This is a genomic window from Rouxiella aceris (assembly GCF_012933545.1).
Lineage (GTDB): Bacteria > Pseudomonadota > Gammaproteobacteria > Enterobacterales > Enterobacteriaceae > Rouxiella > Rouxiella aceris.
The window spans coordinates 71,749-84,907 of record NZ_JAADJU010000002.1; the positions used below are offsets into that span (position 1 = coordinate 71,749).

Consider the following 13,159-nt stretch of genomic DNA (forward strand, 5'->3'; position numbering starts at 1 on the left):
TAGATACAACCTTCAGTTAGTAATGTCAGTTGGTTTTTCTTCAAATTTCCCGTTTCGCCAGCCCGCTGCAAATTCAGCCGGCGTCAGGTAATTCAGCGATGAATGTGGTCGACACTCGTTATAATCCTGCCGCCAGTCATTAATCGTTTTCCTGGCATGAACCATATCGCTGAACCAGTGCTCATTGAGGCACTCATCTCTGAATCGTCCATTAAAACTCTCAATAAATCCGTTCTGAGTCGGCTTGCCCGGCTGGATAAGACGCTGTTCCACTCCATGCTCAAAGGCCCATTGGTCCAGTGCGCGGCAGGTAAATTCCGGTCCCTGATCGGTTCTTATCGTCGCCGGATAGCCACGAAACAGCGCGATACTGTCGAGAATACGCGTGACCTGTACGCCTGAAATCCCGAATGCGGCGGTAATTGTCAGGCACTCCTTCGTGAAATCATCCACGCAGGTCAGGCACTTGATCCTGCGACCGGTGGCCAGCGCGTCCATAACGAAATCCATCGACCAGGTCAGGTTCGGCGCATCCGGGCGCAGAAGCGGGAACCGTTCGGTCGCCAGCCCTTTACGACGTCGTCTGCGTTTTACGCTCAGTCCGTTAAGGTGGTAAATTCGGTATACTCGCTTGTGATTAACGTGAAGGCCCTCCCGACGCAGCAACTGCCAGATGCGCCGATAACCAAAACGTCTGCGTTCAAGTGCCAGCTCAGTGATACGCCCTGATAAAAGTGCATCAACAGCCGGACGCTGGGCTTCATAGCGGCAGGTCGACAGGGACAAACCTGTAAGCCTGCAGGCACGACGTTGCGACAGACCGGTCGCATCACACATCAATATCACGGCTTCCCGCTTCTGGTCCGTCGTCAGTACTTTCGCCCAAGAGCCACCTGAAGCGCCTCCTTATCCAGCATGGCTTCGGCAAGCAGCTTCTTGAGTCGGGCGTTCTCCTCTTCAAGCGACTTAAGCCGCTTCACCTCAGGAACTTCCATGCCGCCAAACTTCTTGCGCCAGGTGTAGAAAGTGGCGTCAGAAATAGCGTGCTTGCGGCAGAGTTCCCGGGCAGAAACCCCGGCTTCGGCCTCGCGGAGAATACTGATGATCTGTTCGTCAGAAAAACGCTTCTTCATATGGATGCCCTCACGTTACTAGTGAAGACATTACTAACATCACGGTGTATTAATCAATGGGGAGCAGGTCAATGAAAAAATTTACTAATTATTGATAGCAACATCATTTAATAGGCCGCGTTTAACCGTGGCCTTTTTCTTTGGTGCAGCCATGCTCATTTACAACCCAAAGATCTTGCATTTATACTGTATGCATAAACAGTTATTTGTGGGTGCAACATGGGCGGGAAAGAGCTGGGGTTTGAAGTGGTGTATCGGGGCGAGGCGCGAGACTGGATAATGCCGAGCAGCTACGTGTTCTTCCAGCGAGCTTCCGGCCGCCGAGCAGGCGGTGAACCGAGGTAGTGAATAAAAAAGGTGCACACGCGAATAGTTTCACTTCCGCGGCGTCATGTATGCTACAGACGAAAAAAAACCTCCGCTGGTGGCAGAGGTTCTTTCATCGAAAAGGAGTCGCGTATCTTTTACGTATCCTTTTCTGTCTCGATGGTGTCAGTGCGTAGTCCTTGTCTCGCTCATAAGTTACTGGTTTATATGAGTTTGTCCGGTCACTGTCCTATCTAATTTGGTGGAGCTGGGGGGATTTGAACCCCCGTCCGAAATTACTACGCCGTTGGCACTACATGCTTAGTCCAATCATTACATTCGCCGGTCAGCTGCGGATGGACACGCCACTAACAAACTAGCCTGATTGGGTTTAGCGCTTTCACCCCAGGCAGGATGTCCACGCGAGCTCTTTTGGGTTTGACCTTTCTTGATCCCCGTCCTAAGAGCGGAGGCTAGGGAGAAAGGGGACCTTCAGTGTATTAGACTGATTAAGCTGCTAAAGCAGCAGGTTCGAATTGCGAATCGTTTGCAATTATTTTTTTTGCGGTTTTTTACGAGGCCACCGCACCTCGGCATGCACCTTGGGTTTCGCAAATCCCGTCGAATCCAGAATCAGCCCCAAAGAACTGTTAGCAGTATACCAGAACTTTACCCTATTAAGCCAGCAGCTTAACGTTTGGCGTTTTTCATGATACGTGCTTTATCAACGGCCCATTCGCGATCTTTGGCGCTATCGCGTTTGTCGTGATCTTGTTTACCTTTTGCCAGACCAATCTTGATTTTGGTCCAGGCGTTTTTCCAATACATGGACAGCGCCACCACCGTGTAGCCATCGCGGTTTACCTTGCCAAACAGCTTGTCGAGTTCACGTCTGTTCATTAAGAGTTTACGGGTACGCATTGGCTCGCAGACAACATGGCTTGAAGCAACGTTCAGCGGTGTAATGGTGGCACCAAACAGGAAGGCTTCCCCGTCTCTGAAGGTCACATAACTATCAGCAATGTTGGCTTTGCCAGCACGCAGTGATTTTACTTCCCAACCTTGCAGAGCAATACCCGCCTCGATTTCATCTTCGATGAAATACTCATGGCGTGCGCGCTTGTTCATGGCAATGGTTGCGGAACCGGGTTTATGTGCTTTTTTCTTTGTCATAGTGATACTTATTATACTGTAAGCATGGGCGAATGAAATCCCCTCAGGTGGGGTTATGCAGTTTTTCGCCGCTTGTGCTTTATCTTCGCCGAGTTTTTTGCCCAAGGCATGATAAATGATATGATCGGTATGTTTTATAAACCTGGAAAATGATATGCCACAAATAAGCCGTTCTGCGCTGGTGCCCTTTAGTGTGGAGCAGATGTATAACCTGGTAAATGATGTAGATGCTTACCCGCAGTTTCTGCCTGGCTGTACCGGAAGTCGTATCATCGCGCAAACCGATGGTTCGATGACGGCTGCCGTTGATGTTGCCAAGGCCGGGATCAGTAAAACCTTTACCACTAAAAATACCTTAACCAATAACCAACGTATTGATATGCAATTGGTTGATGGTCCGTTTCGTAAGTTGATGGGCGGTTGGCACTTTACGCCGTTAAGTCCGGAAGCCTGCAAGGTCGAGTTGAACCTGGATTTTGAGTTTACCAACAAGCTGATTGAACTGGCCTTTGGTAAAATTTTCAAAGAGCTGGCTGGGAGCATGGTGCAGGCTTTTACCAAACGAGCGAAAGAGGTTTACAGTGTCTGATGTTAGCGTCGAGGTCGTGTATGCCTTACCTGACCGTCAGTATTTAAAAACGGTGCGACTGGCTCAAGGTAGCAGTGTCGAACAGGCGATAGTGGCCTCCGGCTTGCTGGAGCTGCGTCCTGAGATCGATCTGAAAAGTAATAAGGTGGGTATTTATAGCCGACCGGCAAAGCTGAATGATTTGGTTAACGATGGCGATCGGGTGGAGATCTACCGACCATTGATTGCCGATCCCAAAGAACTTCGCAGATTAAGGGCTGAACGCTCTAAAAAATAAGGCGCTGATAGCGCCTTATTTTTTTACCCTGAAAAAGGATCCCTGGCTGATGACAACAGCGCATCAAAACCGGGTTATCAGGATTGTTTATCTTCGAGCTTTGGTTTGTTACTCACGTTGGTTAACACACCGGCTTCGTTAAAGGTCAGCGTCAACGTTTGCTGAGTCACATCTTCGTGGCTAGGCTGTTGACGGAACACGTAGAACCACGTGTTATTGCCAAATGGATCATCCATCATTGGCGTACCCAGAATATAAGCAACTTGTTGCTTGGTCATCCCGGTATGGATCTTCTGTACATCCGCAGGAGCCAGGTAGTTACCCTGATTAATATCTGGTCGATAAACGACCTTTTCCAGAGTTGAACAACCGGCGGTCAGCATCAACAGAGCTCCAGCGACGGCAGTTAGCGTTTTACAGCGCATAGTCTTTACATTCCTTTAGGGCATAAGATGCCGATGATAATAGACCTTTCATCAGTTTGAAACCTTTGCAGGGCACCAGTATGACCGCTGAAATGTAAAAAAGTTGAGGTTTTTACGCCGCTAACAACTCTTTTGCATTGGCGAGGGTGTTTCGCGTGACTTCGCTCCCTCCCAACAGTCGGGCCAATTCCTGCAAACGTGCTTTTTTATCCAACCGATTCATTTGGGTTTCAGTGACTTCACCGTCAGTTTCTTTGCTGACAAAATAGTGCTGATGCCCGCAACCGGCCACCTGAGGCAGGTGAGTAACACACATAACCTGTGTCGACTCACCTAACTGGCGCAATAGTTTACCGACAATTGCCGCTGTTGGGCCACTGATACCGACATCGACTTCATCAAAAATCAGCGCCGGGGTTTCCATTTTCTGTGCGGTGATGACCTGAATCGCCAGGGCGATACGTGAAAGCTCACCGCCTGAGGCCACTTTGGCCAGGGCTTGCAAGGGTTGGCCAGGGTTGGTAGTCACCTGGAACTCAATGCGATCTGCGCCTTCTGCACTCAAATGCTCAGGCATAAACTGTACCGCAATATTAAACTTCCCGTGAGGCATTGAGAGGGTTTGCATGCTCTGAGTGATAAGTTGGGTCAACTCATCGGCAAAGTGCTGGCGTTGTTGATGCAGCGAATGCGCAATGTCGATGGCCTGCTGATAGTGAACATTGACCCTATCACTGAGTTCGGCCTGATTGCTTTCCTGCTCATCCAGCGCCCGCTGTTCTTCCAGCAACTGACGATGCAGCTCCGGCAGCTCTTCTGCGCTGACATGATGTTTGCGAGCCAGGGCGATTTGTCGCGAAAGACGTTGTTCCAGTTCAAACAAGCGGTTTGGGTCCATCTCCAGTTTTTCGCTGTAGTGACGCAATTCGTCGCTGGCTTCGCTGATTTGGATTGAGGCGTCATCCAGCATGACGATAATGCCCTGCATTTTTTCGTCCAGTTCTGCCAGTTCCGCCAGCTTGTTTTTTGCCGTATACAGCAGGCTGCTAATATTATGGTCGTCACTGTCGCTGAGCAGATAGAGCGCACTTTGACTTAGTGAAAGCAGTTGCCCGCCGTTAGCCAGCAACTTGTATTCCTCATCGATTTGCTCGTATTCGCCCTGCAGCGGCGCAAATTCGTTAAGCTCTTTAAGCTGGTATTGCAGCAACTGGCGGCGGGATTCTCTTTCGCTCACCTGTTGCTGAAACTGCGCCAGTGTACGACAGCTTTGGTGCCAGTTTTCATAGGCGGCGCGCATTTGCGCCAGCAAAGAGGATTGTGCGGCATAGGCGTCGAGCAGCTGTTTTTGGTGCTCCGGCTTAACCAGCAACTGATGGGCATGTTGGCCATGGATCTGAATAAGGTGGTGGCCAATTTCGCGCAGTTGCGACAAGGGAACCGGGGTGCCGTTGATAAAGCCGCGAGAGCGTCCGTCGGCACTGATGGTGCGGCGCAGCAGGCAGTCCTGGCCATCATCAAGTTGATTATCGATCAGCCATTGTTTTGCAGAAGGGGTATCAGCCAGGGTAAAGCGGGCGCAGACATCGGCCCGACTGGTACCCAGTCGCACCGAGTTGCCATCGGCCCGGCTGCCCAAACAGAGGCCGAGGGCATCGATAGCGATAGATTTACCTGCGCCAGTTTCACCGGTTATTGCTGTCATACCCGCATGAAAATCAATTTCCAACTCGCGAACGATAGCAAAGTTACTGATAGTTAATTGCGCTAGCATGGACACCTTCCTGTACAAAACAACATGCCTGTGATTTCATACAGTATAAACTGGTTTTATATACAGTAAAGCCCTGGCAGCTCTGATTTCATAAAAAAATCAGAATAATTTTTTCGACCAGCCAAGTTTTGTGCTCAATGTATTGAAATAACTATAGTCTTTCGGATGGATTAAGTTTAAATAGTAATCACTGCGTCGAATAATTACCTCTTCTCCCTGCTGTATTGGCAAGGCAATCTGACTGTCACAACTGATCTCCAGATCACTGCTGATATGCGAGAAGCGCAGGCAAATGGTGCTGTTGCCATTAATAACCAGCGGGCGAGCCGACAGGGTATGAGGGAACATCGGCACCAGGGCAATGGCATCCAGTGTCGGCGTAAGGATCGGGCCACCTCCCGATAACGAATAGGCGGTAGAGCCGGTCGGCGTGGAGATTATCAAACCGTCAGAACGTTGCGAAAATGCGAATTTTTCATCTATATAGACTTCAAATTCAATCATATGGGCAACTTTTCCCGGATGGAGAACCACTTCGTTAATCGCCGTACTAATGCGGCATTGTTGGTCGCCACAGCGTACAATGGCTTCCAGCAAGAAGCGCTGCTCGCTGATGTATTCTCCGTTGAGCACATCATCGAGCTGTTGCAGGGCATTATCCGGGTCTAAATCGGTCAGAAAACCTAAATTTCCGCGGTTAATACCAATGACCTTGATATCATAACGGGCCAACACCCGGGCTGCGCCGAGCATATTGCCGTCGCCGCCGACAACCACGGCGAGATCGGCCAGTTTGCCAATATCAGCCAGAGTAGCTGTTTGCGGGTTTTCCAGGGATAATTCCTGCGCCACCTGGCTTTCCACAAGGACGTTATAGCCTTTGGAAATCAGCCAGTGATAGAGCATCTCATGGGTAGCAAGCGCGGAAGGGTGGCGGGGATGTCCAACGATTCCAATACACTCAAATTTTTTATTCATTGCTTTGATTATCCTTGATACCGCATCTATGACACCTGGAGTATGGTTTGTAACTAAGATAACAGCCCTTGAAACCCCGGTTTTGATCCCCATAATAAGCCAACTAGCAAGACTAAAGCTAAAACGCGGAGAGATTCATGAGTAGTAAAGAACAAAAGACGCCTAACGAGCAAGTCTCGGATGAACTGAATCAGGAACTAGAGCTGCAAGCGGAAGCGGAAACTGAGGCGGCTGACGTCGTTGACCCGCGTGATGCCCGTATTGCCGAATTAGAAGCCCAGTTGAAAGATGCTCAGCAACGTGAGCGTGATAGCCTGCTGCGTGCCAAGGCCGAAGTCGAAAATATTCGTCGTCGTACTGAGCTGGATATTGAAAAAGCGCATAAATTTGCTCTTGAGAAGTTTTCCGCTGAATTGCTGCCGGTTATCGATAACCTTGAGCGCGCGCTGGATTTGGCCGACAGATCAAGTGCCGAGCTGACCTCAATGATCGAAGGCGTAGAACTGACCCTGAAATCATTACTGGATGCGGTACATAAGTTTGGTCTTGAAGTGGTTGCCGATGTTCATGTGCCGTTTAACCCTGAATTGCACCAGGCAATGACCTTGATGGAGTCGGCAGAACTTGAGCCAAACCATGTCATCATGGTGATGCAGAAAGGCTATACCCTTAATGGACGTCTGCTGCGTCCGGCAATGGTCGCGGTGTCCAAAGCCAAAGCCTGATCCAGATATTTACAGGCACCCTCGGATACCTAAGGCACCTTTCTGGTGCCTTGAGTTTGATGACCAAGTCGTCTTGATGATCGAGATACCCGGGCATAGCACACCCAGGGGCGCTCCGGCGGGCAAGCCCGCTACGACCCCAACGGTGCACTCTCCCTAATAACGGACTTTGTCAGCAGTCTGAAGGCACCTTTCTGGTGCCTTTTTTATATCTATAGCTTCTGTCGCACTATGCCAATGACTCGGGCAGGCGCGGTGTCCAGTCAATCGGAGCCAGACCCTGTTTTTCCAGCAACTGATTGGTCATTGAGAAGTGCTTGCACCCCAGAAAGCCGCGATGTGCCGATAACGGCGAAGGATGCGGGGCTTTTAATATCAAATGCCGCGCCTCATCGATAATGCTGCCTTTCTTCTGCGCATGTGAACCCCAGAGCAAAAATATCACCCCCTGCCGATGGGTATTCAGGGTACTGATCACCTTATCGGTAAAGGTTTCCCAGCCGAGTTTGGCATGGGAGTGAGCCTGTCCCGCTTCGACGGTCAGTACGGTGTTAAGCAATAACACCCCTTGCTCGGCCCAGCTTTGCAAATAGCCATGGTTAGGACGAACAAACCCGGGAATATCTGTCGCCAGCTCTTTATAAATATTCACCAGCGAGGGGGGCGCAGGGATCCCCGGTTTCACCGAAAAAGAGAGACCGTGTGCCTGATTGGGGCCGTGATAGGGGTCCTGGCCCAGGATCACCACTTTAACGTCGCAGAATTCCGTTGAGCGAAAGGCATTAAACACTTCGTCCTGCGGGGGATAGATGGTTTTCCCTGCGGCGCGCTCGGAAGCGACATACTTGAGGGTATCAATAAAGTAATTCTGTTGTTTTTCCTGGCCAATTACATCGTGCCAGGTGAGCTGGGTTGTCATTCTCGCTCTCCTTTTCTACGAAATTTTAATAGCTGTAGCTTACCTGCTGATGGCGAACAGCGATACTCTTCGGTTTTTTTTGTCCCAAGGGCTAACGTGATATTGCTCACTTTTTTTGATTATTTACAAAAATAGTTGAAATTTTCGCTGTGGAAATATTGATATAAAACATTAATTTGCCGCCTGGGTAAAATCCTACCCTTGTAAAAATTGATATTTATCAAAACTTCCTTCTCGCACTATTGTTATACAAGACAGATACCAAGAAGGATTGTGGTGTAAAAACAGCCGCAGTCATTTACCAGATCTCTTATAAAAGAATGGAGAAAATCATGATCACTGGGATCCAAATTACTGAAGCAAACAACGAAGCGCTGAAAAATTCATTCTGGCTGTTAGACAGCGATAAAGCCGAGGCGCGTTGCATCTGTGCCAAAGCCGGTTACGAAGCAGACCAGATCGTTGCCGTTGGTGAGTTCGGAAAGTTCGAATACCGTGAAATCCCAATGGAAATTCAACCTACCGTGCGTGTTGAAGGCGGCCAGCATCTTAATGTCAACGTGATGCGCCGTGAAACGCTGGAAGATGCCGTTAAACACCCGGAAAAATACCCACAGCTGACCATCCGTGTCTCTGGTTATGCCGTGCGTTTTAACTCACTGACTCCAGAACAACAGCGTGACGTTATCGCTCGTACTTTTACTATGAGCCTGTAATCTCTGAGCCAATGTGCCGGGATTGACCACAAAAAAGCCGCCCTGAAAGGCGGCTTTTTTATAACCAAAAAACGATAACTCGTGGTTACGAATTGGTTTCTTCTGGCTTAGGCTTACGACGTTTACCGACGTTTTTACTGTTGCGGTGACGTACTTTGACTTTCACCTTGGCCTTGGTGTTCTCTTCTTGCTGCTTCTCTTTGCGTTTTGCCAAAACCTTTTTCGATGGCTTGCCGGTGGTTTTTTCACTCGGCGCCTTGGTTTTTGGTCTTAACTCGTCAATCACGCGCGGTTTCAGCGGTTCATTCAGATAACGGCCAACTTTGCCTAACAGCAAATGGTCATGGGCTTCAACCAGCGAAATCGCCGTGCCTTTGCGACCGGCGCGGCCAGTACGGCCGATACGGTGCAGATAGGTATCGGCAGTCAGCGGAATATCGAAGTTGAATACATGGCTGATATCGTTGATATCCAGACCACGGGCAGCGATATCGGTGGCAACCAGCACGTTAATGCGGTCCTCGACCATACGCTTGACGGCTTCGGTACGTTTGACCTGAACCATTTCCCCTTCGAGATAACAGGAGTTGATGCCCGCTTCGCGCAACCAGGCAACCAATTCATGTACGCGCTCGCGTTTACGCACGAAGATCACCGACTTGGTGACATCAGGCTGTTTCAGCAGATGGCACAACAGTTGGGTTTTATGCTGCAAGTCATCGGCACGGTAATACCATTGCAGGATCTTTTTACGTTCGCGGCGGGAAGGATCGGCTTCGATCTCTACCGGTTCGGTAAGAATGCGTTCGGCAAACTCACGAATGGCTTCGCCTTCCAGCGTGGCCGAAAACAGCAAAGTCTGTTTGCGCCAGCGGGTTTCAGCGGAAATGGTTTCGATATCCTGCGCAAATCCCATATCAAGCATGCGATCTGCTTCATCGAGGATCAGTGTTTCCACTGCGCGGCAATCGAAGTTTTCTTCTTTGATATATTGCAGTAAACGTCCGGTGGTAGCGACGACGATATCCTGATTCTCGCTAAACACTTCAGCGTGATTCATATAAGCCACACCGCCGGTGATGGTCGCGATATCCAGATCGGTATGCGCGGCCAGCTGACGAGCCTGGTCGGCAACCTGCATCGCCAACTCACGGGTTGGGGTGAGGATCAAAACACGTGGTGGACCAGACTTTTTACGCGGAAAGTCCAGCAAGTGTTGCAGTGCAGGCAGCAGGAATGCTGCGGTCTTGCCGGTGCCGGTAGGCGCCGAACCCAACACATCGCGGCCGTCCATCGCAGGCGGAATGGCCTCTGCCTGAATAACAGTGGGGCGGCTATAGCCTTTATCGCTAAGCGCGTCGATCAAGCGTTCATCGAGTTCGAGTTCGGAAAAATTCGTTACAGTCATGGTCTACCTCTACTTGGGGCGCCGATTATAGACGTGTTGGCCGCGATCTTCACCTATTTAAGCGCAAAGGGTCGCTTTTACTCCGTAAAGCTTTGTCTTATGCTTAGTCTATTATGCCATTAACCCCGTTATTTCCGGGGGATTATTACAGGAAAACCGAGTGACAGCAGCCCGCAGCACCAAGTCGTTACGTGGCGACGGATTTACCTTTAAACAATTTTTTGTTGCCCACGATCGCTGTGCGATGAAAGTCGGCACCGACGGTGTGTTGCTTGGTGCCTGGGCACCGGTGGCCAATGCCGGTCGTATTCTCGATATTGGTACCGGCACCGGCCTGGTGGCGCTGATGCTGGCGCAACGCACGGCGGACCGCGTTGTCGTCGATGCCGTTGAGCTGGAGAGCGCGGCGGCCGAGCAGGCACGGGAAAATTTTAGTGAATCTCCCTGGCAGCGGCGATTATCGGTATTTCCCGAAGATATCAATCATTTTGCCGGTCACGCGTCCGGTCATTACGATTTAATCGTCAGCAACCCCCCTTACTTTGCGTCGGCCGTTGCCTGTCGCGATGAGGCCAGAAATGCCGCACGCTATACCGAAACCCTGACCCACGACGCATTGCTAGACTGTGCGGGCAGGTTACTGGCGACGACGGGGATATTTTGTGTGGTGTTGCCCTATGATATCGGGCTGGGCTTTGAACAGGCCGCACAGCAGCAACAGTGGTTTACCCGGGCGCGAGTGGATATCCGCGACCGGCCCGGCAAACCCTTGAACCGCATGCTGTTGGCATTAGCCAGACAGCCATATGCGCAACCTGATTATCAGGAGCTGGCGTTACGGGAACAAATGAATGTCTACAGTCAGCCGTTTCGCCAACTGATTGCCGATTTTTATCTGAACTACTGAGATGAGAAATGACCAGCCGTCAGCGTGACGGCTGGTATTGAGGCTTAAGGCTGTAAAATGGTCGGCGAAGGCTCGGCCAGTTGGTCCGGGTAGTCGAGAGTGTAATGCAAACCACGGCTCTCTTTGCGGGCCAGGGCGCTACGTACGATAAGCTCCGCGACCTGAACCAGGTTGCGCAGTTCCAACAGGTTGTTGGAGATATGGAAATTGGCATAGTACTCATCAATTTCCTGCTGCAAGGTATTAATGCGACGCAACGCGCGTTCCAGACGTTTGGTGGTACGCACAATCCCCACGTAGTCCCACATAAATAAGCGCAACTCATGCCAGTTATGCTGGATCACCACTTGCTCGTCAGAGTTGTCTACCTGACTTTCATCCCAGGCGGGCAAACTTTTTGGCATTTTGGTATTCGGCAGGCGTTTGAGAATATCTTCTGCCGCAGACCAGCCATAGACCACACATTCCAGCAACGAGTTGGAGGCCAGACGATTGGCACCGTGCAGCCCGGTATAGCTGACTTCGCCAATGGCATAAAGACCGTCGATATCGGTTCGACCATGCTGGTCTACCATTACGCCGCCGCAGGTGTAATGCGCTGCCGGGACGATGGGAATGGCTTCTTTGGTCAGATCGATACCCAGTGAGCGCAGTTTTTCGTCGATCATCGGGAAATGCTGCTGGATAAACTCTGACGGTCTATGGCTGATATCCAGATACATGCAGTCGGCACCCAGCCGCTTCATTTCATGGTCGATGGCGCGGGCAACAACGTCCCGTGGTGCCAGTTCGCCGCGCGGATCAAAGTCGGGCATAAAGCGTGTGCCATCCGGGCGTTTTAAATAGGCACCTTCGCCGCGCAATGCTTCGGTAAGCAGGAAGTTGCGCGCCTGGGGATGATACAGGCAGGTAGGGTGGAACTGGTTGAATTCGAGATTGGCCACGCGGCAACCCGCGCGCCAGGCCATGGCAATGCCGTCACCGGAAGCAACATCCGGGTTGGTCGTATATTGATAGACCTTGGCCGCGCCACCGGTCGCCAGCACAATGGCTTTGGCGCGCAGGGTTTCGACCTGCTCGATCTGGCGGTTCCAGACATAGGCACCGACCACCCGCTGAGTACCCGGTAACCCCAGTTTGCTGGAGGTAATCAAATCAACCGCATTGTAGTTCTCTTTTACGCTAATATTGGGGTGGGCTCTTGCTTTCCCTACAAGCGTGGTTTCTACTGCTTTACCTGTCGCATCAGCGGCATGGAGAATGCGCCTGTGGCTGTGGCCGCCTTCTCTTGTCAGGTGGTAGCGTTCTTCTTCACTACCATGGGTTTCGGTATCGAAGAGGACACCCTGATCGATTAGCCATTGCACACAGTGTTTGGCATTGCCGGCAATAAATTCAACGGCTTCTTTATCACAGAGTCCTGCACCGGCAATCAGCGTGTCGTTTACGTGAGAATCAATGCTGTCAGCTTCGTCGAAAACGGCGGCAATTCCGCCTTGTGCGTAGAAAGTGGACCCTTCGTTAAGAGGTCCCTTGCTCAGAACGGTAACTTTACAGTGGTCAGCCAGGCGTAAGGCCAGTGAAAGCCCTGCGGCGCCGCTGCCGATAATTAATACATCACTAACAAAGTCTGATGAAGGTTGCATAACTTATGATGTTTGCAGAAGAAGAGGGAGATTCATGTTAGCCTAAATGGCTTGGCAAAAGCCACGAGCATGAGATATGGATAGATACATTGATAGAAAACTTTGTGTTTCATGGAACTTAACATTCTGTTTGAACTCCAAGCAGTACTTGCTCAGGAAAATAAAGATGAAAGCTGGCAGTAC

13 protein-coding genes and 1 other RNA gene are annotated in these 13,159 nt (G+C 50.6%); 5 read left to right on the forward strand and 9 right to left on the reverse strand.

What is annotated here, in order from left to right; translation table 11 throughout:
- Nucleotides 1-12 precede the first annotated feature (12 nt).
- From GW590_RS03935 to smpB, 3 genes are all read right to left on the reverse strand, one after another.
- Nucleotides 13-1,133 (reverse strand): IS3 family transposase gene (locus GW590_RS03935; protein WP_169401725.1). Its coding sequence is split into 2 segments (ribosomal slippage): nucleotides 13-875 and nucleotides 875-1,133, totalling 1,122 coding nucleotides; the frame shifts between segments, so codons are not numbered across the junction.
- A 566-nt stretch (nucleotides 1,134-1,699) separates the two neighbouring features.
- Nucleotides 1,700-2,080, reverse strand: a transfer-messenger RNA (tmRNA) gene (gene ssrA / locus GW590_RS03940).
- Between the two features lie 49 nt (nucleotides 2,081-2,129).
- The gene (gene smpB, locus GW590_RS03945) at nucleotides 2,130-2,612 is read right to left on the reverse strand and encodes an SsrA-binding protein SmpB (RefSeq protein WP_169401726.1); all 483 of its coding nucleotides are present in this window, start codon (nucleotides 2,610-2,612) and stop codon (nucleotides 2,130-2,132) included.
- A 154-nt stretch (nucleotides 2,613-2,766) separates the two neighbouring features.
- Here smpB and GW590_RS03950 point away from each other — a divergent pair, with 154 nt between their 5' ends.
- Both GW590_RS03950 and GW590_RS03955 read left to right on the forward strand, forming a co-directional pair.
- Nucleotides 2,767-3,201, forward strand: a complete 435-nt coding sequence (locus tag GW590_RS03950; RefSeq protein WP_169401727.1) for a type II toxin-antitoxin system RatA family toxin — start codon at nucleotides 2,767-2,769, stop codon at nucleotides 3,199-3,201.
- Nucleotides 3,194-3,478 (forward strand): RnfH family protein, encoded by a 285-nt coding sequence (locus GW590_RS03955; RefSeq protein ID WP_169401728.1) that lies wholly within the window; start codon nucleotides 3,194-3,196, stop codon nucleotides 3,476-3,478. Before GW590_RS03950 ends, GW590_RS03955 begins: the two co-directional genes overlap by 8 nt.
- A 77-nt stretch (nucleotides 3,479-3,555) precedes the next feature.
- Here GW590_RS03955 and bamE read toward each other — a convergent pair whose 3' ends face one another.
- The 3 genes from bamE to nadK all read right to left on the reverse strand — a co-directional run bounded on the left by bamE (nucleotide 3,556) and on the right by nadK (nucleotide 6,655).
- The gene (gene bamE, locus GW590_RS03960) at nucleotides 3,556-3,903 is read right to left on the reverse strand and encodes an outer membrane protein assembly factor BamE (RefSeq protein ID WP_169401729.1); all 348 of its coding nucleotides are present in this window, start codon (nucleotides 3,901-3,903) and stop codon (nucleotides 3,556-3,558) included.
- Nucleotides 3,904-4,015: 112 nt separating this feature from the next.
- Nucleotides 4,016-5,677: a DNA repair protein RecN gene (recN, locus tag GW590_RS03965; RefSeq protein ID WP_169401730.1), complete on the reverse strand. Its 1,662-nt coding sequence runs from the start codon at nucleotides 5,675-5,677 to the stop codon at nucleotides 4,016-4,018.
- Nucleotides 5,678-5,776: 99 nt separating this feature from the next.
- On the reverse strand, nucleotides 5,777-6,655 hold the full coding sequence (nadK, locus tag GW590_RS03970; protein WP_169401731.1) for an NAD(+) kinase: 879 nt from the start codon (nucleotides 6,653-6,655) through the stop codon (nucleotides 5,777-5,779).
- A gap of 137 nt (nucleotides 6,656-6,792) precedes the next feature.
- On the opposite strand from nadK, the gene grpE reads away from it, so the two are divergent.
- Nucleotides 6,793-7,380, forward strand: a complete 588-nt coding sequence (gene grpE, locus GW590_RS03975) for a nucleotide exchange factor GrpE (protein WP_169401732.1) — start codon at nucleotides 6,793-6,795, stop codon at nucleotides 7,378-7,380.
- 229 nt (nucleotides 7,381-7,609) lie between these two features.
- Here grpE and ung read toward each other — a convergent pair whose 3' ends face one another.
- A complete protein-coding gene (ung, locus tag GW590_RS03980; RefSeq protein WP_169401733.1) occupies nucleotides 7,610-8,299 on the reverse strand; it encodes a uracil-DNA glycosylase in 690 nt (229 codons plus the stop codon).
- 332 nt (nucleotides 8,300-8,631) lie between these two features.
- Between ung and grcA the strand changes: the two genes are divergently transcribed.
- Nucleotides 8,632-9,015 carry an autonomous glycyl radical cofactor GrcA gene (gene grcA / locus GW590_RS03985; RefSeq protein WP_169401734.1) on the forward strand — a complete coding sequence of 128 codons (384 nt, stop codon included), beginning with the start codon at nucleotides 8,632-8,634 and terminating at the stop codon, nucleotides 9,013-9,015.
- A gap of 85 nt (nucleotides 9,016-9,100) precedes the next feature.
- Here grcA and srmB read toward each other — a convergent pair whose 3' ends face one another.
- Nucleotides 9,101-10,423: an ATP-dependent RNA helicase SrmB gene (gene srmB, locus GW590_RS03990; RefSeq protein ID WP_169401735.1), complete on the reverse strand. Its 1,323-nt coding sequence runs from the start codon at nucleotides 10,421-10,423 to the stop codon at nucleotides 9,101-9,103.
- A gap of 160 nt (nucleotides 10,424-10,583) precedes the next feature.
- On the opposite strand from srmB, the gene trmN reads away from it, so the two are divergent.
- Entirely contained in the window at nucleotides 10,584-11,330 is a 747-nt protein-coding gene (gene trmN / locus GW590_RS03995) for a tRNA(1)(Val) (adenine(37)-N(6))-methyltransferase TrmN (protein WP_328803039.1), read from the forward strand.
- Nucleotides 11,331-11,374: 44 nt separating this feature from the next.
- On the opposite strand, the gene nadB is transcribed toward trmN, so the two are convergent.
- Nucleotides 11,375-12,976, reverse strand: a complete 1,602-nt coding sequence (gene nadB, locus GW590_RS04000; RefSeq protein WP_169401736.1) for an L-aspartate oxidase — start codon at nucleotides 12,974-12,976, stop codon at nucleotides 11,375-11,377.
- Nucleotides 12,977-13,159 lie beyond the last annotated feature (183 nt).